The sequence below is a fragment of the Marichromatium sp. AB31 genome (assembly GCF_003718685.1).
In the GTDB taxonomy this organism is placed as follows: Bacteria; Pseudomonadota; Gammaproteobacteria; order Chromatiales; family Chromatiaceae; genus Marichromatium; species Marichromatium gracile.
Genome location: NZ_RHFI01000008.1, coordinates 93,438 through 113,792, shown reverse-complemented (window position 1 = coordinate 113,792; position 20,355 = coordinate 93,438). Strand labels below are relative to the sequence as shown.

Genomic DNA, 20,355 nt, shown 5'->3' with positions numbered 1-20,355 from the left:
GGACTCTCCTTCGAAAATGGGCGAAGACTAGCATAGAAGCCCCGGGCTGAACGCCGCTCGGCGATACCCGGGGCTGAGGGTGGCGATTCAGCCGCGCAGGTCGCGCAACTGCGCGAGGATACGCTGCTCGAGCCAATAGATCGGGCGCCAGGGATGGCTGCCGGAGACGAAGCCGACATGGCCGCCGTGGCGGCTGAGCTCCAGGGTGACGCCGGGGCCGAGTTCGTGTGCCATCGGGACCGTGGACGGATACATGAAGGGGTCGTCGGCGGCGTGGATGATCAGCGTCGGGGTGGTGATCCCGCGCAGATAGCCGCGACAGCTCGAGCGGCTGTAGTAGTCGAAGACACCGGCAAAGCCGTTGAGCGGTGCGGTGATCTGGTCGTCGAAGTCGTTGAAGTCGCCGATCCGCTCGAGGTCGACCGCCAGCGGCAGGGGGCGGTCGGCGAACTTGCGTCGCAGGTTGGCCTTGAGCCGGTCGAGCAGATAGCGACGATAGACCCTCGAGAGCCCGCGATTGAAACGCAGCATGCCGTCGCGCAGCACGAAGGGGACGGAGACGGCGATCGCTGCGCCGACCCGCGCGGTGTCGCGCTCGCCGAGATACTTGAGCAACAGGTTGGCGCCGAGCGAGAAGCCGACCGCCGCAAGCGGCTCGCCCTCGGGGTCGGCGGCGAGCTGCTCGAGCACCTCGGCGAGGTCCTCCGAGGCCCCCGAGTGATAGGATCGATCGAGCCGATTGGGCGCCTCCGAGCAGCCGCGCAGGTGCATGAACACCGGCTGGAAGCCGGCGCCCTCGAGGGCGTGGATCAGTGAGCCGGCGTAGTGCGACTCGAGGTTGCCCTCGAGCCCGTGGATCAACACCACCCGCGGACCGACGGGGCGACCGATGGCGAGATCGATGAAGTCGCCATCGCTGAGCTCGATGCGTCTCGGGGTCAGGTCGAGCGGCGGGCGTCGGCGCATCAGCGCCGGCCAGACGGTCTGCAGATGGGCGCCGGGCAACCACCAGGCGGGACGGAAGTCGCTAGCGACGAGACGTGCCATCGTTGGGGGAATCCTTGTGAGCGGGGAACGGCGGGCGGTCTGCGCGGTGCGGGGACGTCCGGTCGGGGCAGGGCGCCGACGCATTGAGGGCGGGCCCGCTTCTCCCCTATACTGCAATCCAAGCATGATGACGGAATCCCGTCTCGATTGGAACCATCGCCTCCGGATCCAAGCACGATCTCCAGCCGTCGTGCGCGGGTCTGCACCCAGGAAACCAAATCCGATGCGGAAAACCCTTCCGACCCTGATCACGGCTCTTCTGTGCGGGATCGCGCCGCTGAGCCAGGCCGAGGATCTGCTGCAGATCTATGACATGGCCGCGCAGAGCGCGCCCACCCTGCGCGAGGCCGAACAGCGTCTGTTCGCCTCCCGCGAAGCCCGCCCCCAGGCCCAGGCACTGCTGCTGCCGAACCTGAGCGTGCAGGGCGACATCGACTATCAGAGCGTCGACAGCAGCGGTACCAGCACCTTCGGCAGCTTCGACCGCTATGACAAGTACGGCACCCAGGGGCTGCAGGCGGTGGTCAACCAGACCGTCTACGACCGCGCCAGCTGGATGACCCTGAAGCAATCCGATCATGTCATCGCCCAGGCCGAGGCCGAGTTCCGCGACTCCCAGCTCGAACTCATGGTCCAGACCACCGAGGCCTATTTCAACGTGCTGCGCGCCGCCGACGCGGTGACCGTGCAGGAGGCGCTGCTGCGCGCCAACGAGCGCCAGCTCGAGCAGTCGCGCCAGCGCTTCGAGGTCGGTCTGGTGGCGATCACCGACGTCAACGAGAGTCAGGCCGCCTACGACCGCTCGCGCGCCGACCTGATCACCGCGCGCAACGATCTCGACAACGCCTGGGAGGCGCTGCGCACCATCGTCGGCCCGATCCAGGTACCGCTGGCGCGCCTCGGCGACCGCCTGCCGCTCTCGCCGCCCGAACCCAACGAGATCGACGTCTGGGCCAAGACCGCACTGCGCAGCAACTACGGCATCATCGCCGCGAGCGAGGCGGCCAACGCCGCGCGCAAGGGCATCGAGATCGAGCGCTCCGGCCACTACCCCTCGGTCAACCTCCAGGCCGGCTACGACATCTCGCGCTCCGATGCGACCTTCGACACCGACTCCGACACCGGCTTCGTCGGTCTGAGCGTCAACATCCCGGTGTTCCAGGGTGGGGCGGTGAGTTCGCGTACCCGTGAGGCCGGCTACAACTTCCGCGCCGCTCAGGATCGACTCGACCAGACCCGTCGTCAGGTCAGCCAGCAGGTCAAGGACGCCTATCGCGGCATCCTCTCGAGCATCGAGGACGTCAAGGCCCGTCAGGCCTCGATCGTCTCGGCGCGCTCGGCGCTGGAATCGACCCAGGCCGGGCTCGAGGTCGGCACCCGCACCCAGGTCGACGTGCTCAACGCCCAGCGCAACCTGTTCCAGGCCGAGTTCGAGTACCTGAGCGCGCGCTACAACTACATCGTCAATGGGGTCAAGCTCCACCAGGCCACCAGTACCCTGAGTCGCGAGGTGCTGGCCAAGGGCAATGCCTGGCTCGATCCCGACGACATGGTGGCGCCGCCGACCTATTGATCCGTCGGGCCGCGCCGGTGTGCTCGGCGTGGCTCGATCCGTTGTCCTGAATCCTTCTCGTTGCCTGGATCCCGATCATGTCTGGAAGCAGTCTCGGTAAACTGTTCGTCGTCTCCGGTTTCGGCGAGAGCCACGGGCCGGCCATCGGCGGCATGGTCGACGGCTGCCCGCCCGGGCTGGCGCTGTGCGCGGCCGATCTGCAGCGCGACCTCGATCGGCGCAAGCCGGGGCAGTCGCGCCACACCACCCAGCGGCGCGAGTCCGACACCGTCGAGATCCTCTCCGGGGTGTTCGAGGGGCGTACCACGGGGGCACCGATCGGGCTGCTGATCCGTAACGAGGACCAGCGCTCCAAGGACTACTCCGAGATCGCCACCCGCTATCGTCCCGGACACGCCGACTACTGCTACGACCAGAAGTACGGTCATCGCGACTATCGCGGCGGCGGTCGTTCCTCGGCGCGCGAGACGGCGGTGCGGGTCGCCGCCGGGGCGATCGCCAAGAAGTATCTGGCCGAGCAGGTCGGGGTGCGGATCCGCGGTCATCTCTCCCAGCTCGGCCCGATCCGTCCGCGCGGCTTCGACTGGGCGGCGGTCGAGTCCAACCCCTTCTTCTGGCCGTGTCGCGAGAGCGTGCCCGAGCTCGAGCGCTTCATGGACGAGCTGCGCAAGTCCGGCGATTCGATCGGGGCGGCGCTCACCGTGGTCGCCGAGGGGATGCCCACCGGGCTCGGCGAGCCGATCTACGACCGGCTCGACGCCGACATCGCCCACGCGATGATGGGGATCAACGCGGTCAAGGGGGTCGAGATCGGTGACGGCTTCGCCTGTGTCGAGCAGCGCGGCAGTGAGCATCGCGACGAGATGACCCCGGAGGGCTTCCTCTCCAACCATGCCGGCGGGGTACTCGGCGGCATCTCCTCGGGCCAGGACCTGGTGGTCCGTATCGCGCTCAAGCCGACCTCGAGCATCCGCATCCCCGGGCGCTCGATCGATCGTGACGGCAACCCCGTCGAGGTGGTCACCAAGGGGCGTCACGACCCCTGCGTGGGGATCCGCGCCACGCCGATCGCCGAGGCGGTGTTGGCAATCGTGTTGATGGATCATCTGCTGCGCCACCGCGCCCAGAACGCCGCCACCCAGGCGCCGATCCCACCGATCGCCGCGCGCGCGCCCGGCGCCTGAGTCCGCGTGCGCGCCCCCGTGGCGCCGCGCGCCCCCGTCATGCCCTACTGGCGTCTCTCCGGCTACTACTTCTTCTATTTCGCCTCGCTCGGGGCGTTGGTGCCCTATTGGGGGCTCTATCTGCAGGATCGCGGCTTCGATGCCCTGGCCATCGGCCAGTTGATGGCGATCCTCTACGCCACCAAGGTCGTCGCCCCGCTGGTCTGGGGTCAGCTGGCCGACCGCAGCGGCCGGCGGATGCCCTTGGTGCGGCTCGCCGCGCTGCTCTCGGTCGTGCTCTTCGGGCTGATCTTCTTCGGCGAGGGGTTCTGGGCCACGGCGCTGGCGATGGCGCTGTTCAGCTTTTTCTGGAACGCCTCGTTGCCGCAGCTCGAGGCGGTGACCTTCAATCATCTCCGCCGTCGGCCGACGCGCTATGCGCTGGTGCGGGTGTGGGGTTCGGTCGGCTTCGTGCTGGTGGTGGTGGCGCTGGGGATGGCGCTGCACGTGCAGTCGTTCGCGATCCTGCCCTGGTGGGTGCTGGCGCTGCTCCTTGGGATCTGGTTGACCAGTCTGGTGATCCCCGACAGTGCGCCAGTGCATGCCAAGGGCACCGAGCCCCGGATCGGGGCCTTGTTGCGCCGGCCCGCGGTGCTCGCCTTCTTCGCCGCCTGTCTGCTGATGCAGCTCGCCCATGGCATCTATTACGCCTTCTACTCGATCCATCTCGAGGCCAACGGCTACGGTACCGACGCCGTCGGCGGGCTGTGGGCGTTGGGGGTGGTGGCCGAGGTGGCGATCTTTCTGGTGATGCACCGCCTGCTCGAGCGCTTCGGCGCGCGTCGGGTGCTGCTCTGGAGTCTGGCCCTGGCGGTGGTGCGCTGGCTGGTGATCGGCGCCTGGGTCGAGCTGCTGTGGCTGCAGGTGCTCGCCCAGTTGCTCCATGCCGCGACCTTTGCCACCTTCCATGCCGCGGCGATCCATTGGGTCCACCATGCCTTTCCGGGGCGCACCCAGGGGCGCGGGCAGGCGCTCTACAGCGCGCTGAGCTTCGGCGCCGGCGGCGCCGCCGGCAGCCTGATCGGGGGGTTGTTGTGGGAGGACGCCGGTGCGCTGGTGACCTTCGGCGGCGCGGCGCTGGCCTCGGCGGTGGCCTGGGTGCTGGCCTGGGGCTGGGTCGATCGTCCTGCGCCGGCGGCGGTGCGGCACGCCTGAGGCGGTCGGGGCGAGCGCCCGTGCTATGCTCGCGGTGCCTGTGACGCCGCGGCTGCGTCACCTCTTCAGCTGTCCCTTCCGGCAGCATTCGCAACCGGGGCTGCGTATTCCGTCATGGTCGTTCTCAATGCTCCGTATCACACCCTGCCCGGGCACCGTCACCCGCCGGGGGCGACCGTGGAGGACGCCGGGGTCAACTTCTCGGTGTTCAGTCGTCATGCCACCGGTGCCGAGCTGCTGCTCTATGCCGGTGCCGACAGCGCCGAGCCCTTCCAGGTCATCCGTCTCGACCCCGAGGTCAACCACACCTTCTTCTCCTGGCACGTGCTGGTGGTCGATCTGCCGCCGGGGACCCACTACACCTGGCGCATGGACGGTCCCTTCGATCCGCAGGGCAACGGCTGGCGCTTCGACACGGAGGTCGAGCTGGTCGACCCCTGGGCGCGCGCGGTCAACGTCTGTGACTGGGACCGCTGGCGCCGTCAGGACGAGGGCGTGCGCCCCCACGACTCGCCGCGCGGTGTGGTGCTGGCCGAGGAGTACGACTGGGAGGGCGACACCCCGCTGCGCCGAGCCTGGGAGGAGACCATCATCTACGAGCTGCACGTCGGCGGCTTCACCCGACATCCCAGTGCCGGGGTCGCGCACCCGGGGACCTTCCTCGGGCTGATCGAGAAGATCCCCTATCTGCGCGCGCTCGGCATCAGCCATGTCGAGTTGATGCCGGTGATGGCCTTCGACGAGCAGGACGTGCCGCCGGCGGTGTGGCGAGCGGGGCTGCGCAATTACTGGGGCTACAGCAGCTACGGCTTCTTCTCGCCACACCCGGGCTATTGCGTCGACCCCGAGGCCGGCTGCCACCGGCGCGAGTTCCGTGACTTGGTCAAGGCGCTGCACCGCGCCGGGATCGGGGTGATCCTCGATGTGGTCTTCAACCACACCAGCGAGGGCGGGGCGGGGGGACCGACCCTGACCTTCAAGGGCTTCGGCAACGAGACCTTCTACTGTCTCGACGTGCTCGATCGGCGCATCTATCTCGATTTCACCGGTTGTGGCAATACCGTCAACGCCAATCACCCGCTGGTGGCGCGCTATATCATCGACGCGCTCGAGTACTGGGTGCGCGAGATGCACGTCGACGGCTTTCGCTTCGACCTGGCCAGCGCCATGGCGCGCGACGCCGACGGTCAGCCGCTGGCCAACCCGCCGGTGTTGTGGGGGATCGAACTCTCCGACACCCTGGCCACCAGCCGGATCATCGCCGAGGCCTGGGACGCCGCCGGGCTCTATCAGGTCGGCAGCTTCCCCGGCTATCGCTGGATGGAGTGGAACGGTCGCTATCGTGACGTGATCCGTCGTTTCGTGCGCGGCGATCCCGGGCTGGTGGCCGAGGTCGCCACCCGGCTCGCCGGCAGCAGTGATCTCTACCAGGCCAACCTCCGCCATCCGCTCAACAGCGTCAACTTCGTCACCTGTCACGACGGTTTCACCCTCTGGGATCTGGTTTCCTATAACCGCAAGCGCAATCTCGCCAACGCCGAGGACAACCGCGACGGCACCGACGACGATCTGAGCTGGAACTGCGGCATCGAGGGCGAGACCGACGACCCCGAGGTGCTGGCGCTGCGTCGGCGTCAGGCCAAGAACCTGCTTGCGCTGCTGCTGCTCAGCCAGGGGGTGCCGATGCTGCTCGCCGGCGACGAGGTGCTGCGCAGCCAGGGCGGCAACAACAACGCCTGGTGTCAGGACAACGCCGAGAACTGGTTCGATTGGTCGCTGGTCGAACGCAACGCCAGCATGCTGGGTTTCGTGCGCGGCCTGATCGCGCTGCGCCAGCGTCATCCGAGCCTGCGCCGGCGGCGCTTTCTCAGCGGTCGGGCGCGCGCTGGCGGGGGGCTGCCCGACATCCGCTGGCACGGGCTCGAACCCGATCAGCCCCCCTGGGAGGACCCCGAGGCGCGGGTGCTCGCCTTTACCCTGGCGCCGTTGCACAAGACCGAGGCGGTGCTCCATGTCGCCATCAACATGGAGCCCTGTGCCCGCCGCTTCACCCTGCCGCAGCTCCCGGGCGTTGCCTGGTTCCGTGCGCTCGATACCGCCAGGGCCTCACCGACCGACCTGATCGAGCCCGACCTCCAGCCGCCGCACCCGGCCTCGGTGCTGCTGGTGCGCGGCCGTAGCCTGGTGGTGCTCGAGGGGCGGGCCGAGTAGGGCGCGTCGATCGTCAGCCTCCAGCGGCCAGCTTTCAGCCTCCAGGGGCGAGGGCTGGCTGGCGGCGGCTGACGGCTGGTGGCTCTTGCCTGTCTCGCGCTCTTTGCGCCATTGCGGTTCAATCCTCTTGGCCGCTGGCCGCTGGCCGCTGGCCGCTGGCCGCTGGCCGCTGGCCGCTGGCCGCTGGCCGCTGGCCGCTATCCCGCGCTTTACCCGTCCCGCCCCATTGTTTAATGTGGGATTGCTCTAGCCCGTGGATGTCACGGGACTCGTCGACCCGCTGTTCAGATCCGGATGACCGTCACCAATATCGCCCACGCGCTCGGGCTCCACATGCACCAGCCCCCGGGCAATCTGCGCCTGCTGATCGAGGTCAGCCCCTGGGAGGCCGAGCAGATCATCCGTTGTTACGAACGGGTCGTGCGCTATGCCGAGCACTTTCGCGATGTCGCGGTGTTGCATGTCGGTTTCTCCGGGGTGCTGCTCGAGCAGCTGCTCGATCCCGAGGTGGTTGCGCGTTATCGCGCCATCGTCGATATCCCGGCGATGCTCGAGCGATATCGCCGGGCGCCCAACATCGAGCTGGTGGGGACGGGGTATTCGCATCCGATCTTCCCGCTGATCGCGCGCGCCGACTGGTCCGAGCAATTGACGCGTGGGCGGGCACTGGTTGAGCGTGCCTTCGGTCGTGCGCCGCGTGGGTTCTGGCCGCCGGAGCTGGCCTTCACCATGGAGATGACCCCGGCGCTGGTGAAGGCCGGTTACGACTATGTGGTGGTCGACGGTGGCCATGTGCGCCCGGCAGATGGCATGAGCGACGTGCTGCGCCCCTATCTGGCCTGTCATGATGGCGCCTGCATCCGTGTGGTGCCGCGCGATCGCGCCCTCTCCGGCGCGCAGCAATCGGGACTGGAGCCCGATGGTTTCGAGCGCGAGGTCTGTGTCCGCGCTGCCCGCTCGCCGCGTCCCCGCGAGCCGCGTTTGCTCACCACCTGGTGCGACGGTGAGAATGGTGCCTGGCTGCGTCAGACCCAGGAACAGGCTGGCTTCTTCGGTCATTTCTTCGCGCCGCAGATGACGCGCTGGCGCGCCGGCGAGAGCATGATCCGTCCGGTCTCGCTCGGACGCTATCTCGATGCCTTTCATCCACGCGTCCACGCGCGGGTCCAGACCGGTTGCTGGAACACCGACGCCGATGTCGGCGCCGCGCTCTCGCGCTGGACCGGTAGTCGGGCGCAGCGTGCGGCGGTGACCGAGCTGGTGCGACTGAGCGAGCGGTATTGGAGTCTGTTGCGCGAATATCGCGAGGATGACGATGATGGCCACCTGACGCGCGCCCGGCAGTTGATCCTCGAGGCCGAGACCAGCTGCTATCTGTACTGGGGCGAGTCCTGGCTGCCGTATCTGCATCAACGCCTGGAGGCTGCTGCATCGGCCTTGGCCGAGTTCGCGGGAGAGAGCGGCTCGGCGCCGCCTCCGATATGCTGCGCGGTCGACTTGACGTCGGCCGACGCCGAGGCCTGATGGGGCTGATTTGAAGAGGAGCGCAGAGCGATCGATATCCACCAAGACTTCAGCGCGGACGAGGTCAGTGCGCGTCCCGGCGATGCCGCCGATGCGGTGATGGTCGATCCATCGCTGATGTCGTATCCGGTGTCGCTGGATTTCCCTGCGCCCCGGCGTGGCAGTGAGGTGACCCTGTTCGAGCGCGCCGCCGGTGGTATCGGGGCGAGCTGGTGTCTCGCCTCGACCGATGTGGCCCGCGCCGCCGCGCTCTTTGGTCCTGGAGGGGCGAGTCCGGTGGTGCGGTTGCTGCGTGCGGATCCGGGCGCCGGCGATCGGCTGGTGGCGGAGCGGGTGGTGCGGGCACGGGTGAGCGGTGGCGCGCATGGGCTGATGGGACTCGTGGAGAGACCGCCGAGCGGTGATTATTGCGCCGAGCTCGGGCTCTCCGACGGCGCCGAGGGCTGGGTGATGATCGCCCGCTCCGAGCCCTTCGCGCATGGACTCGGGCTCGAGGTCGATGTCGAGCGGGTGCGCCGCGGTGTCGTGGCGCGAGGCGATGTCGCCGCCTCGGTGTCGATCGCCGCGCCTGCTCCTGCCGATGCGCCGCGGCCGGAGGAGGCGCGACTGGTCGGTCAGGCCCCGCCGAGATTGGAGTACGCACAGCCCTCGCCGCGCGCCGAGGATGTCGTGGTCGAGGCGCGGTTGTGCGTCTCGGGCTGGGCGCCGCCGGGGCGCGAGATCGATCTCTTCGGTCAGCCTTATCGGGTGGGGCCCGGTGGGCGCTTCCAGTTCGAGTGTCGGGTCGAGGACCCAGAGCTGCTGCGCGCGATCCTGGCGCAGCATCCGCCAGCGCTGGCGTCGCGCACCGAGGAGGACTGAGCGATGCGCGTGGTCATGGTCGGCGCCGAGTGTGCGCCCTTTGCCAAGGTCGGTGGGCTCGGTGACTTCATCCAGGGGCTGGCGCGCGCCCTGGCCGCGACCGGTGTCGAGGTCCAGGTGCTGCTGCCCTATTATCGCGGGCTGCTGCCGGAGCCTTTCGTCTCGCGGCTCGAGCCGCGAGACGTCGCAGTATCGATCCCGCTCGACGGCGCCGCGCTCGAGTGCACCTGCTGGCGTCTGCGCGCCGAGGGACTCGACTGTGTCCTGATTGATCCGGCGGGTGACTGGTTCCGCCGCCCGCACGTCTACGGTGAGCCCGACGACGGGCTGCGCTTCGCGCTGTTCGCGCGCGCGGCCGATGCGCTGCTGCGCCGCCCCGGATGGCGGCCCGACATCATCCATTGTCACGACTGGCAGAGTGCGCTGCTACCGGCGCTGCAATGGGCCGTGACGGATGCCGGCGAGCCCCCGGTCCGGGTCTGTCTCACCCTGCACAACCTCGCCCATCAGGGGCTGATCGAGCCGGCGGTGTTGGCCCGTCTCGGGGTCGATGTCGGGACGCTGCTCGGTCCGGGGCCGCTCGACGATCCCGCCGCGCCGGGGCGGGCCAATCTGTTGCGTGGCGCCATCCACTGTGCCGACTTCGTCAATACCGTCTCGCCGCGCTATGCCTGGGAGGTCCTGCACACCGGGCAGGGCATGGGGCTGCAGGGGGTGCTACAGGCCCATGTCGACAAGTTCGGCGGTATCCTCAACGGCATCGACGACGCGCTCTGGGATCCGCGGACCGATCCGCTGATCCCCGTCCACTATGGCCCCGATAGCCTGTCGCTCAAGGCCCGCAACGGCGAGGCGTTACGCCGGCGTCTGGGGTTGCGCGCGCGCGCCGCGCCGATCCTCGCCGTGGTCAGTCGGCTCGACGCGCAGAAGGGTGTCGAGCTGATCCTCGGCGGGATCGACAGCGCGCTCGCGCTCGGCTGTCAGGTGGTGCTGCTCGGCGCCGCGCCGGATGCGGCGGTGGCCGCGCGCTTCGCCGCCAAGCGTGAGGCGCTGGCCGACTGTCCCGATGCCCATCTCGAACTCGCCTTCGACGAGGGGCTGGCCCATCTCATCTATGCCGGTGCCGACATGATCCTGGTGCCGAGCCGCTATGAGCCCTGCGGGCTGACCCAGCTGATCGCGATGCGCTACGGCACCGTCCCCCTGGTGCGTCGGGTCGGCGGTCTGGCCGATACCGTGGTCGACGCCAACCACAGCGATCGCCCGGTGGGTGAGCGCAACGGTTATCTGTTCGAGGCGCAGACGACCGAGGCGGTGCATGCCGTCCTGGGTCGCGCCGCTTGGCTGTGGCGCCATCACCCGGATCACTTCGATCGTCTCCGGGACAACGGGATGCGTGCCGATCACGGTTGGCGGCGCCCGGCGGCGCGTTATCTCGACCTCTATCGCGGGCTGCTCGGCGCGTGATCCCGATGTCTGGCGCGGCGTGCGTGCCGCGCCAGGTTCGGGACGTGAGAGATGGTTCCGGGACCTTCCTGACGTCTGTGGCTTCAGCCTCCCCGGGGAGTGGGGTGCGTCGATTTCCGGGTGTCATGGTCGTCTCGGGAAACTAGCAATTATCGAACCATGAAATGTCTTGCGAATTGAAATGAAAGCCGATTCAGCGGCTTGTCTGTCCATTAAAAACATCTGTCCAATTTTATTGACATCACAAGGCGTCAAGCTAATATGACACCTGGGATCCCCAAGGGGTTCTGAGGAATTTCAAGGTCTGGCTGATTGCCAGGCCATTCGGTTCTCGATCACCGAACTCTCAATTCGCAATCCGCCGAGGAGGAGAATCATGCAGGTATTCGACTACAAGCCGATGGAACAGGATTACCGGATCTGGTTGGTCGTCAATCCCTCAACCTGGCTGATTCCGATCCTTGCCGCGGTGCTGGTCGTCGCGCTCGCGGTCCATGTCTATGCCTTCTCGCTCCCGGATCAGGGTTGGGCGGCGCCCGAGGCGGCTGCCGCGCCCGAAGAGGTCGTGGTCGTCGAGGAGGTGGTCATCGTCGAGGAGCCGGCCGCAGTCGAAGAGGCTGCGCCTGCCGCCGATGCGGCGCCCGCCGAAGAGGCCGCGCCGGTCGAGGACGCTGCCCCTGCCGAGGAGGCCGCACCGGCTGAAGAGGCCGCTCCGGCCATGCCCGAGACCGCTTGATCCGTCTCCGTCGTGACGGCGAGCCGTTCGTCGTCGCGGCACACCCGCCGCGGCCCCGGTCGCGGTAACCCATGACCCATCTTGGAGGATGACCCCAATGAGTCTTTCCGGACTGACCGATCAGCAGGCGAAGGAATTCCACGAGCAGTTCAAGGTGACCTACACCGCGTTCGTCGGGCTTGCTGCGCTCGCCCATCTGTTCGTCATCGCGGCCAATCCCTGGTTCTGATCTCACGCCCACCGGCGTCCCTGACCATCACTCAAAGAGAGAGTTGTCATGAGCGATATCGCAAAGCCGAAAAACCCCGATGACGATTGGAAGATCTGGCTCGTCGTCAATCCTGCCACCTGGCTGATGCCGATCCTGTTCTCCGTGCTGGTCATCGCGCTTGCGGTGCACGCGGTGGTGTTCTCGATCGGTCTGGGCTGGTAACGGCCACCGATCCGGTGTCGCCGAGCGGTCTCTGACGGCCGTCGGTGAACCAGATCAACGGGGATGCGTTCGCGCATCCCCGTTTTTCATTGGCTCATGCCTCGCTCCCGGTCTCGGTCGGCGTCTGTTCGAGCAGGCGCTCGATGTGGACCCGCACTGCCGGGATCACCCGCGCGACCTCGGGCGAGAGCCGGTAGCTGGCGTAGTCGAGCGAGGCGGCGCCGACCGAGAGCAGCCAGGCCCTCGGGCGGTGGTCATAGAGGGCCTCGCACCAGGCGAGCAGTTCGCGCGGATCGAGGAAGTGGGCCATGCTCGATCCGCCGGTGCGGCTCGGGTCGAGACGTTGACAACGGATCTCGCCGGGCGCGGTATCGAGCGCGGCGTCGAGGAAGATCACCCGGTCGCAGTCGAGCAGCTCCGGGATCAGGTCGGCGGTGAGGATATGACGGGCATGGATCCGCAGGCGCGGGTCGCTCGTCTCCGCCCCGAGTTGTTCGGCGAGCAGCGGGCCGAAGGCGTCGTCGCCGCGGATCGGGCTGCCGTAGCCGAGGATCAGGACTGGCATGTGCGCTCCAGGCGGTCGAGCAGCCGCTCGCGCTGATCGCGCAGCTCGATGACCAGTGGCATCTGACCGACGGCGTGCGAGGCGCAGGACAGACAGGGATCGTAGCAGCGGATCACCGCCTCGACCCGGTTGAGCATGCCCTCGTTCAAGCTGTTGCCGTCGACATAGGCTGCGGCGACCTGACGGATGCTCTGGTTCATCGCCAGGTTGTTGTGACCGGTGGCGATCACCAGATCGACCCAGGTGATCAGCCCCGTCTCGTCGATACGGTAGTGGTGCATCAGGGTGCCGCGCGGGGCCTCGGCGACACCGATCCCTTCGTCGCGATTGCTGCGCGCGCGGGCACGCACCCGGGTGTCGAGGATCTCGGGGTGTCTGAGCAGTCGCTCCATCATCTCCAGGGCATAGATGATCTCGACCAGCCGCGCGTAGTGATAGTGGAAGCTGCTGCTCACCGGTCCCGACTCCTGCAGCATGCGGAACTCGGCGAGGGCGACGTCGGCATAGGGGGTGCCGCAGGCGTCGGCGTTGTTGAGCCGCGCCAGCGGGCCGACGCGATAGATCCCCTGCGGATAGCCGTGCGGCTTGTAGTAGGGGAACTTCATGTAGCTGAAGTCCTCGACCGCCTCGCCGATCAGCCGGGGGTATTCGTGCGGCGGCACCTGATCCTCGAGGATTCGACCCTCGGCGTCCTTCACCCGCAACAGCCCGTCGTAGTGCTCGAGCCGTCCCTCGGGGCTGACCAGGCTGAGAAACAGGGTGGGGAAGTTGCCAAAGCGCGTCGCCTCGTCGCGAAAACGCGGCAGCAGCCCCTTGTAGAGGTCGTAGGTGCGCTTGGCAATCTCCAGCCCCTCGGGGAGCAGGCCGAGGATGGCGTCGCGTTGCTCGGCGCCGAGCGGCTCGCTCACCCCGCCGGGCACCACCCAGGTCGGGTGGATCTTCTTGCCGCCCAGGGTCTCGATGATCTGCTGACCGATCTGGCGCAGCCGGATGCCGTCGCGCGCGAGTTCGGGGTGCTGGCGCATCACCCCGAAGATGTTGCGGCTGGCCGGGTCGGAGTCCCAGCCGAGCAGCAGGTCGGGCGAGGAGAGATGGAAGAAGGAGAGCGCGTGCGATTGCGCCAGCTGGGCAAGGTTCATCACCCGGCGCAGCCGCTCGGCCGCCGGCGGGATGCTCACCGAGAGCAGATGATCGCAGGCCTTGTTGGAGGCGAGCAGGTGACTGACCGGGCAGATCCCGCAGGTGCGCGCGGTGAGCGCCGGCATCTCGCGATAGGGCCGACCCTCGCAGAACTTCTCGAAGCCGCGGAACTGGGTGAGATGGAAGCGGGCGTCGGCGACCTCGCCCTGGTCGTCGAGCTGGAGGCTGATCCGGGCGTGTCCCTCGATGCGGGTGACCGGCTCGATGGTGATGGTGCGGCTCATGGTGTCCTCTTGCTCGTGGCGTGCCGGCTCAGGTGCCCGTCTCGCGCCCCTGCTCGTTGGCGAGCGCCCGGGTGGTGATCTCGTGGTAGAGATGGATCATCGAGGCGATGATGCCGCCGAGCTCGGGGTGATCGCGCCAGCGTGGCTGCAGCGACCGGGCGTCGGCGAAGACCTCCTCGAGAAAGCTCAGGTCGAAGGTGTCGAGCGCCTCGCCACGCTCGACCTTGGCCTTGATGTCGAGCGCGCGCGGCAGGCGCTGGGTGCGCAGTCGCTCGAGCAGGGCGACGATCACGCCTTGTTCGGTCTCGGGGTCGGACATGGCCGGTGGTCTCCTGGGGTTGGTCAGGCGCCGAAGCGGGTGAAGGCGCTGGGGTCGGGGTCGCGCCCCTCGAGCAGGGCGACGAGCACCTGCCAGATCGCCTCGGCGCTCGGGGGGCAGCCGGGGACGAAGACGTCGACGGCGACCTCGCCGTGGATCGGCACCACGCGCTGGCGCAGCGCCGGCACCCCGCGCTCGGGCAGCTGTGGCTGCAGGGTGACGTTCTCGCGATAGGCGCGGGCGAGCACCTGCTCGAGCGGGAAGTGGTTGCGCATCGCCGGCACGTTGCCGTTGACCGCGCAGTCGCCGAGGCTCACCAGCACCCGGCAGTGCGCACGGAAGCGGCGGGCGAGCGCGAGGTCGTCGGCGTTGCTGATCGAGCCCTCGAGGATGCCGACGTCGACCCGTTCGGGCAGCACCTTGGCATCGACCAGCGGGCTGTAGACGATATCGATGCGCTCGCTGAGCTCGATCAGCCGCTGGTCCATGTCGAGCAGCGACATGTGACAGCCCGAGCAGCCGTCGAGCCAGGCGGTGGCGACCTTGAGTCTGGGGGTGGCGCTCATCGTGGATGCCTCCGGCGCGCGAGGATCGGCAGGAAGTGCTGGTCCTTGACCATCTCGCCGACCGAGGTGCCCTGCTTGACCAGCGCTCCGGTGGGACAGACCTGGACGCACTTGCCGCAGCTGGTACAGGTCTCGCTCTCGGCCCAGGGCTGAGCCATGTCGGTGATCACCCGACAGTCGCTGCCCCGACCCATCACGTCCCAGGTGTGGGCGCCCTCGATCTCGTCGCACACCCGCACGCAGCGGGTGCAGAGGATGCAGCGGTCGTGATCGACCCGGAACATCTCGTGCGAGCTGTCGACCGGGTAGGAGACGGCGCGTCTGGGCATGCGCATGTGGTCGACCCCGCAGCGTTGCGCCAGAGTCTGCAGCTCGCAGTGACCGTTGGAGACGCACACCGAGCAGACATGGGCGCGCTCGGCGAACAGCAGCTCGACCAGGGTGCGGCGGTAGCGGCGCAGCCGCTCGGTGTCGGTGTGCACCTCCATGCCCTCGACCACCCGCGTCGAGCAGGCGGCGGCCAGGCGTGGTTGGCCGACGATCTCGACCATGCACAAGCGGCACCCGCCCCAGGCCGAGAGCCCCTCGAGGTAGCAGAGGCTGGGGATCGGGATGCGGTGCTCGCGACAGACCTCGATCAGGGTCTCGTCCTCGCGGGCGGAGAGGTCCTGGTCGTCGACCCTGAAGGTGACGACACGGACCTTGGGCTGGCTGGCTGGACCTGGCATGCTCCCTCCCGTGCCTTCAGTCGACGAGTCGCGACTCGTACTCGTCGCGGAAATAGCGTAGCGTGCTCAGCACCGGATTGGGCGCGGTCTGACCGAGCCCGCACAGGCTGGTGGCCTGCACCACCTCGCACAGCTCCTCGAGCAGCGCCAGCTCGGCGCGCCCGGCCTCGGCGGCGGCGATGCGTTCGAGCAGGGCGTGCATCTGCTGGGTGCCGGTGCGACAGGGCACGCACTTGCCGCACGACTCGGTCATGCAGAACTCCATGAAGTAGCGCGCGACATCGACCATGCTCGAGCGCTCGTCCATCACGATCATCCCCCCCGACCCCATGATGGTGCCCAGGCCCTTGAGGCTGTCGTAGTCGACCGGGGTGTCGAGATGGGCGCGGGGGATGCAGCCGCCCGAGGGGCCGCCGGTCTGTACCGCCTTGACCCGACCGCCGCCGGGGATGCCGCCGCCGATGATCTCGATGATGTGCGCCAGGCGGGTGCCCATGGGCACCTCGATCAGCCCGGTGTTGACGATGGTGCCGGCGAGCGCGAAGACCTTGGTGCCCTTGGAGCCCTCGGTGCCGAGGGCGGCGAACCAGTCGCCGCCCTCGCGCACGATGGGGGCGATGTTGGCGAAGGTCTCGACGTTGTTGATCAGCGTCGGACAGCCCCACAGCCCGGCCTCGGCGGGGTAGGGCGGGCGTGGCCGTGGCTGGCCGCGCAGCCCCTGGATCGAGGCCATCAGCGCGGTCTCCTCGCCGCAGACGAAGGCGCCGGCGCCGAGACGGAGCTCGATCTCGAAGCCGAACTGGGTGTCGGCGATCTGGCTGCCGAGGAAGCCGGCGCGCTTGGCCTTGCGGATGGCGTTGGTGAGCCGCTCGACGGCCAGCGGGTACTCGGCGCGGACATAGACATAGCCCTTGCTCGCGCCGACGGCATAGCCGGCGATGGCCATGCCCTCGATCACCCGATGGGGGTCTGACTCGAGCACCGCGCGATCCATGAAGGCGCCGGGGTCGCCCTCGTCGGCGTTGCACACGACATATTTCTGCCCGCCCGGCATCTTCGCCACCGTCGACCACTTCAGTCCGGTCGGGTAGCCGCCGCCGCCGCGACCGCGCAGGCCGCTGCTGGTGACCTCGCGGAGCACCTCGGCCGGGGTCAGCTCGGTGAGCGCGCGCACCAGGGCGCTGTAGCCGCCGACGGCGATGGCGTCGTCGAGGCTGTCGGGGTCGATCCGGCCCGAGTGTTCGAGCACGATGCGATGCTGGGCGGTGAAGAAGGGCTGGTCGGTGGGGCAGTGCAGCCGCTCGATGGGCTCAGGGTTGCCGAGGTTGTCGAGGATCGCCGGGGCGTCGGTGGGGGCGACGTCGCGATAGAGGCGCGAGGCGTTCAGCGTGTCGCCGGGTGCGGCCACCGCGACCAGCGGACCGGCCGAGCACAGCCCCATGCACCCGACCCCCTTGACCCGACAGCTCTGGGTCTGCGGCTCGACCCCGGCACGCAGCGCATCGAGCACCTGGCCGGAGCCCGAGGACTGACAGCTCGCGGCCATGCACACCCGGATCTCGTGTTCGGTCTCCGCGCCGCGGGCGCGGATGGTGGCGGCCTGTTCGGCGAGGTCGTCCAGATGCATCGCTCTGTCGCGGGGAGCCCGGCTGTGGCCGGGTGGGATAGCACGGCTCGTTGGCAAGCCCCGGTCCCGCTCTCCTCTTGAGGTTGGCTATCTCGGTGGCTGACTGGTCGGTGGCGCCTGACGGTGCCCGCCGCCCCCTGTGCTGAGGCCGCCGCCTCAGGCCGGCGCGCGGGCGCGTGGTGGCGGCGCTGGTGCGGTCTTCGCGTGTTCGAGCTGATCGAGCCGTTCGAGCAGTGCTTCCGGGGCGAGCTTGCCGACGACCTCGCCGTCGACCACCGCCGCCGGGGCCAGTCCGCAGGCGCCGACACAGCGCGCGGTGAGCACCGAGAGCGCGCCGTCGGCGGTGGTCTCGCCGGGCTCGACCTGGTGGTGCGCGCGCAGCGCATCGACCAGCACGCCCGCCCCCTTGATATAGCAGGCGGTGCCGGTGCACACCACACAGGTGTGACGTCCCTTGGGCTTGAGTCGGAACAGATGATAGAAGGTGGCGACACCGAAGACCTTGCTCAACGGGACGTCGAGCGAGGCGGCGACGAACCTGAGCGCGGTCTCGTCGAGAAAGCCGAAGGCGTCCTGGACGCTGTGCAGGGTCTCGATCAGGGCGTGATCGGCATAGCCGTTGCGGCGCATGGTGGCGTTGACCAGCTTCCAGCGGGTGTCGTCACTGGGCAGCGGCGGTTTGGGTCGATGCAGGCTCATGTCCCCTCCGTCCGTCTGGCGACGGTGCGTGGATTCGAGCGCGTTCGGTGTCTGTCCCCGGATGATCGCACCCGGATGCGCGTGCCGCTCCTCGCTTTCGGACGGGGTCGGCTCCCGGCTATACTCGCGCCAGTGCAAGTCCTGCTGCGCATCCAGACAAAGGAGACTATGGACGAAACGCTCGCATCCCGCAAACGGGCCCGCGGCATCTATCTGCTGCCCAACCTGTTCACCACTGCCGCGCTGTTCGCGGGCTTCTATGCCGTGCTCTCGGCCACCCATGGGCGTTTCGAAGCCGCTGCGCTGGCGGTGCTCGCGGCCATGGTGCTCGATGGTTTCGACGGGCGCATCGCGCGACTGACCCATACCCAGACCGATTTCGGCGCCGAGTACGACAGCCTCTCGGACATGGTCGCCTTCGGCGTCGCCCCGGCGCTGGTCGCCTATCACTGGGCGCTCTCCGGGCTGGGCAAGGTCGGCTGGCTCGCCGCCTTCGTCTATACCGCCGCCGCCGCGCTGCGGCTGGCGCGTTTCAATACCCAGGTCGGGATCGCCGACAAGCGCTACTTCCAGGGGCTGGCGAGTCCGGCGGCGGCCTCGATCATCGCCACTGGTGTGTGGCTGGGCACCGACCTGGGGGTCGATGGGGCGAGTCTGTCATGGCTCGCCGCGCTGCTCACCGCCGGGGCCGGCCTGTTGATGGTGAGCAATTTCCGCTATCAGAGCTTCAAGCAGGTCAATCTGCAGGGGCGCGTGCCCTTCCTGCTCGCCGTGGTCATCATGCTCAGCTTCGCGGTGGTCTACATCAACCCGCCGCTGGTGCTGTTTGTGATGTCGGTCAGCTATGCGCTCTCGGGTCCGGCATGGACCCAGATCCGTCTGCGTCAGCGTCGCGCGCGGCGGCGCCAGTGAGCGCCCGGGGGTAACCGCGGTGTCGGGACAACTCGTCTCCCTGGTGCTCGGCAGCGGTGGCGCGCGCGGGCTGGTCCACATCGGCGTGATCGAGTGGCTGAATGCCCATGGTTATCGGATCGCCTCGATCAGCGGCGCCTCGATGGGTGCGCTGGTCGGAGGCATCCACGCCGCCGGCGAGCTCGACGCCTACAAGCATTGGGTGTGTGCGCTGCGCCGTCCCGACGTGCTGCGCTTCCTCGACTTCGCCTTCAGCGGCGACGGGCTGATCAAGGGCAACCGCATCATGGACACCCTGCGGGCGATGGTCGGTGACTTCGCCATCGAGGATCTGCCGATCGTCTTCACCGCGGTGGCCACCGACCTCGACCGCCAGCGCGAGGTGTGGATCTCGCGCGGCGCGCTGTTCGACGCCATCCGCGCCTCGATCTCGATCCCCGGTGTGTTCCGCCCGCACTGCTATCTGGGCAAGACCCTGGTCGATGGCGGATTGCTCAATCCGGTGCCGATCGCCCCGACCTTTCGCGACCTCACCGACCTGACCATCGCGGTCAACCTCAATGCCCAGCCCATCCCCGAGGCGCCACGCCCCCGGGTCGAGCGCCGGAATGATGCCGCGGCCTCGGCCACGCCCCCTGCCGAGATCGGTTACGAGCAACGGATTCGCCAGTTTCTCGACGCCATCGGACTCGATCTCGCCCGCGAGGACGAGGACAAGCTGGGGATGTTCGAGCTGATGAACCGCTCCTTCGAGACCATGCAGAACAGTATCGCCGCGGTGCAGCTGGCCGCCTATCGCCCCGACGTGGTGATCGATGTGCCGCGCGATACCTGTGCCGCGCACGAGTTCCACCGCGCCAGCGAGTTGATCGAGCTCGGCCACGCCCTCACCGAGCAGGCCGTCCGCGAGGCGCGTCGCTGAGTTCGGGGCGCTGCTCTCAGCACAGCGCCAGCATGGCCTCCTCGCGGGTGTAGAAGAGCCCGTCGCGAACGAACCCCGAGACGATCCCGGGACGGGTCTGTACCACGTTGCCGGCGGCATCGCGGCGCGCCACCCAGGTCGGCGGCAGGCCGTCGAGCACATGCACCGGCGCCGGGGAGCCGTCACGGAACCGCGACAGCACCCACTCGCCGCTGGTGCTGTCGAGATAGCCGGGGACGAAGTTGGCGGTGCGGTTGTGTTCGCTCACCCCGCGGGTTGTGGCGAAACGGACATTCTCGTCATGCAATGACAGGGCTGTCAGGCCGGCGCTGCGTCGCGAAAGCGGCTCGAGCGGCCAGGAAT

Annotated in this window: 21 protein-coding genes; 12 read left to right on the top strand and 9 right to left on the bottom strand. The window is 68.4% G+C overall.

What is annotated here, in order from left to right:
• Window positions 1-87: 87 nt before the first annotated feature.
• Complete coding sequence (locus EBL84_RS08260) at window positions 88-1,047, bottom strand: hydrolase (RefSeq protein ID WP_123140384.1); 960 nt, start codon at window positions 1,045-1,047, stop codon at window positions 88-90.
• Window positions 1,048-1,270: 223 nt separating this feature from the next.
• Here EBL84_RS08260 and EBL84_RS08255 point away from each other — a divergent pair, with 223 nt between their 5' ends.
• The 10 genes from EBL84_RS08255 (at window position 1,271) to pufA (EBL84_RS08210) (ending at window position 12,230) form a co-directional block, all read left to right on the top strand.
• Entirely contained in the window at window positions 1,271-2,620 is a 1,350-nt protein-coding gene (locus tag EBL84_RS08255) for a TolC family outer membrane protein (RefSeq protein WP_123140383.1), read from the top strand.
• Between the two features lie 77 nt (window positions 2,621-2,697).
• A complete protein-coding gene (gene aroC / locus EBL84_RS08250) occupies window positions 2,698-3,804 on the top strand; it encodes a chorismate synthase (RefSeq protein WP_123140382.1) in 1,107 nt (368 codons plus the stop codon).
• A gap of 39 nt (window positions 3,805-3,843) precedes the next feature.
• The gene (locus tag EBL84_RS08245; RefSeq protein ID WP_123140430.1) at window positions 3,844-4,998 is read left to right on the top strand and encodes an MFS transporter; all 1,155 of its coding nucleotides are present in this window, start codon (window positions 3,844-3,846) and stop codon (window positions 4,996-4,998) included.
• 114 nt (window positions 4,999-5,112) lie between these two features.
• Window positions 5,113-7,209 (top strand): glycogen debranching protein GlgX, encoded by a 2,097-nt coding sequence (gene glgX / locus EBL84_RS08240; RefSeq protein WP_123140381.1) that lies wholly within the window; start codon window positions 5,113-5,115, stop codon window positions 7,207-7,209.
• A gap of 294 nt (window positions 7,210-7,503) precedes the next feature.
• Window positions 7,504-8,733, top strand: a complete 1,230-nt coding sequence (locus EBL84_RS08235; RefSeq protein ID WP_123140380.1) for a glycoside hydrolase family 57 — start codon at window positions 7,504-7,506, stop codon at window positions 8,731-8,733.
• Between the two features lie 99 nt (window positions 8,734-8,832).
• Complete coding sequence (locus EBL84_RS08230) at window positions 8,833-9,594, top strand: hypothetical protein (protein WP_123140379.1); 762 nt, start codon at window positions 8,833-8,835, stop codon at window positions 9,592-9,594.
• Between the two features lie 3 nt (window positions 9,595-9,597).
• A complete protein-coding gene (locus tag EBL84_RS08225) occupies window positions 9,598-11,061 on the top strand; it encodes a glycogen synthase (protein WP_123140378.1) in 1,464 nt (487 codons plus the stop codon).
• Window positions 11,062-11,437: 376 nt separating this feature from the next.
• Window positions 11,438-11,797 carry a light-harvesting antenna LH1, alpha subunit gene (gene pufA / locus EBL84_RS08220; RefSeq protein WP_123140377.1) on the top strand — a complete coding sequence of 120 codons (360 nt, stop codon included), beginning with the start codon at window positions 11,438-11,440 and terminating at the stop codon, window positions 11,795-11,797.
• Window positions 11,798-11,885: 88 nt separating this feature from the next.
• The gene (pufB, locus tag EBL84_RS08215) at window positions 11,886-12,026 is read left to right on the top strand and encodes a light-harvesting antenna LH1, beta subunit (RefSeq protein WP_062277812.1); all 141 of its coding nucleotides are present in this window, start codon (window positions 11,886-11,888) and stop codon (window positions 12,024-12,026) included.
• Between the two features lie 48 nt (window positions 12,027-12,074).
• Window positions 12,075-12,230, top strand: coding sequence for a light-harvesting antenna LH1, alpha subunit (gene pufA / locus EBL84_RS08210; protein ID WP_123140376.1), 156 nt, complete (start codon window positions 12,075-12,077; stop codon window positions 12,228-12,230).
• Between the two features lie 94 nt (window positions 12,231-12,324).
• On the opposite strand, the gene EBL84_RS08205 is transcribed toward pufA (EBL84_RS08210), so the two are convergent.
• The 7 genes from EBL84_RS08205 to hoxE form a co-directional block, all read right to left on the bottom strand.
• Window positions 12,325-12,795 (bottom strand): hydrogenase maturation protease, encoded by a 471-nt coding sequence (locus EBL84_RS08205; protein WP_123140375.1) that lies wholly within the window; start codon window positions 12,793-12,795, stop codon window positions 12,325-12,327.
• On the bottom strand, window positions 12,783-14,219 hold the full coding sequence (locus EBL84_RS08200; protein WP_123140374.1) for a Ni/Fe hydrogenase subunit alpha: 1,437 nt from the start codon (window positions 14,217-14,219) through the stop codon (window positions 12,783-12,785). Before EBL84_RS08200 ends, EBL84_RS08205 begins: the two co-directional genes overlap by 13 nt.
• Window positions 14,220-14,247: 28 nt before the next feature.
• Complete coding sequence (locus EBL84_RS08195) at window positions 14,248-14,538, bottom strand: hypothetical protein (RefSeq protein WP_123140373.1); 291 nt, start codon at window positions 14,536-14,538, stop codon at window positions 14,248-14,250.
• A 23-nt stretch (window positions 14,539-14,561) separates the two neighbouring features.
• On the bottom strand, window positions 14,562-15,104 hold the full coding sequence (locus tag EBL84_RS08190; protein WP_123140372.1) for an NADP oxidoreductase: 543 nt from the start codon (window positions 15,102-15,104) through the stop codon (window positions 14,562-14,564).
• Window positions 15,101-15,832 carry a bidirectional hydrogenase complex protein HoxU gene (hoxU, locus tag EBL84_RS08185; protein WP_123140371.1) on the bottom strand — a complete coding sequence of 244 codons (732 nt, stop codon included), beginning with the start codon at window positions 15,830-15,832 and terminating at the stop codon, window positions 15,101-15,103. Before hoxU ends, EBL84_RS08190 begins: the two co-directional genes overlap by 4 nt.
• A 16-nt stretch (window positions 15,833-15,848) precedes the next feature.
• Entirely contained in the window at window positions 15,849-17,459 is a 1,611-nt protein-coding gene (locus tag EBL84_RS08180; RefSeq protein WP_123140370.1) for an NADH-ubiquinone oxidoreductase-F iron-sulfur binding region domain-containing protein, read from the bottom strand.
• A 156-nt stretch (window positions 17,460-17,615) separates the two neighbouring features.
• Entirely contained in the window at window positions 17,616-18,158 is a 543-nt protein-coding gene (gene hoxE, locus EBL84_RS08175) for a bidirectional hydrogenase complex protein HoxE (protein ID WP_123140369.1), read from the bottom strand.
• 168 nt (window positions 18,159-18,326) lie between these two features.
• Between hoxE and pssA the strand changes: the two genes are divergently transcribed.
• Together pssA and EBL84_RS08165 are read left to right on the top strand one after the other, a co-directional pair.
• Window positions 18,327-19,070, top strand: a complete 744-nt coding sequence (gene pssA / locus EBL84_RS08170; protein WP_123140368.1) for a CDP-diacylglycerol--serine O-phosphatidyltransferase — start codon at window positions 18,327-18,329, stop codon at window positions 19,068-19,070.
• 19 nt (window positions 19,071-19,089) lie between these two features.
• Window positions 19,090-19,992: a patatin-like phospholipase family protein gene (locus tag EBL84_RS08165; RefSeq protein WP_123140367.1), complete on the top strand. Its 903-nt coding sequence runs from the start codon at window positions 19,090-19,092 to the stop codon at window positions 19,990-19,992.
• 16 nt (window positions 19,993-20,008) lie between these two features.
• On the opposite strand, the gene EBL84_RS08160 is transcribed toward EBL84_RS08165, so the two are convergent.
• The gene (locus EBL84_RS08160) at window positions 20,009-20,260 is read right to left on the bottom strand and encodes a hypothetical protein (protein ID WP_223806093.1); all 252 of its coding nucleotides are present in this window, start codon (window positions 20,258-20,260) and stop codon (window positions 20,009-20,011) included.
• Between the last annotated feature and the right edge of the window lie 95 nt (window positions 20,261-20,355).

Excerpts from the sequence above, each read along its gene's own strand:
- EBL84_RS08260 (WP_123140384.1), bottom strand. The coding sequence starts at position 1,047 with ATGGCACGTCTCGTCGCTAGCGACTTCCGTCCCGCCTGGTGGTTGCCC.
- EBL84_RS08255 (WP_123140383.1), top strand. The coding sequence starts at position 1,271 with ATGCGGAAAACCCTTCCGACCCTGATCACGGCTCTTCTGTGCGGGATC.
- aroC (WP_123140382.1), top strand. The coding sequence starts at position 2,698 with ATGTCTGGAAGCAGTCTCGGTAAACTGTTCGTCGTCTCCGGTTTCGGC.
- EBL84_RS08245 (WP_123140430.1), top strand. The coding sequence starts at position 3,844 with ATGCCCTACTGGCGTCTCTCCGGCTACTACTTCTTCTATTTCGCCTCG.
- glgX (WP_123140381.1), top strand. The coding sequence starts at position 5,113 with ATGGTCGTTCTCAATGCTCCGTATCACACCCTGCCCGGGCACCGTCAC.
- EBL84_RS08235 (WP_123140380.1), top strand. The coding sequence starts at position 7,504 with ATGACCGTCACCAATATCGCCCACGCGCTCGGGCTCCACATGCACCAG.
- EBL84_RS08230 (WP_123140379.1), top strand. The coding sequence starts at position 8,833 with ATGGTCGATCCATCGCTGATGTCGTATCCGGTGTCGCTGGATTTCCCT.
- EBL84_RS08225 (WP_123140378.1), top strand. The coding sequence starts at position 9,598 with ATGCGCGTGGTCATGGTCGGCGCCGAGTGTGCGCCCTTTGCCAAGGTC.
- pufA (WP_123140377.1), top strand. The coding sequence starts at position 11,438 with ATGCAGGTATTCGACTACAAGCCGATGGAACAGGATTACCGGATCTGG.
- pufB (WP_062277812.1), top strand. The coding sequence starts at position 11,886 with ATGACCCCAATGAGTCTTTCCGGACTGACCGATCAGCAGGCGAAGGAA.
- pufA (WP_123140376.1), top strand. The coding sequence starts at position 12,075 with ATGAGCGATATCGCAAAGCCGAAAAACCCCGATGACGATTGGAAGATC.
- EBL84_RS08205 (WP_123140375.1), bottom strand. The coding sequence starts at position 12,795 with ATGCCAGTCCTGATCCTCGGCTACGGCAGCCCGATCCGCGGCGACGAC.
- EBL84_RS08200 (WP_123140374.1), bottom strand. The coding sequence starts at position 14,219 with ATGAGCCGCACCATCACCATCGAGCCGGTCACCCGCATCGAGGGACAC.
- EBL84_RS08195 (WP_123140373.1), bottom strand. The coding sequence starts at position 14,538 with ATGTCCGACCCCGAGACCGAACAAGGCGTGATCGTCGCCCTGCTCGAG.
- EBL84_RS08190 (WP_123140372.1), bottom strand. The coding sequence starts at position 15,104 with ATGAGCGCCACCCCCAGACTCAAGGTCGCCACCGCCTGGCTCGACGGC.
- hoxU (WP_123140371.1), bottom strand. The coding sequence starts at position 15,832 with ATGCCAGGTCCAGCCAGCCAGCCCAAGGTCCGTGTCGTCACCTTCAGG.
- EBL84_RS08180 (WP_123140370.1), bottom strand. The coding sequence starts at position 17,459 with ATGCATCTGGACGACCTCGCCGAACAGGCCGCCACCATCCGCGCCCGC.
- hoxE (WP_123140369.1), bottom strand. The coding sequence starts at position 18,158 with ATGAGCCTGCATCGACCCAAACCGCCGCTGCCCAGTGACGACACCCGC.
- pssA (WP_123140368.1), top strand. The coding sequence starts at position 18,327 with ATGGACGAAACGCTCGCATCCCGCAAACGGGCCCGCGGCATCTATCTG.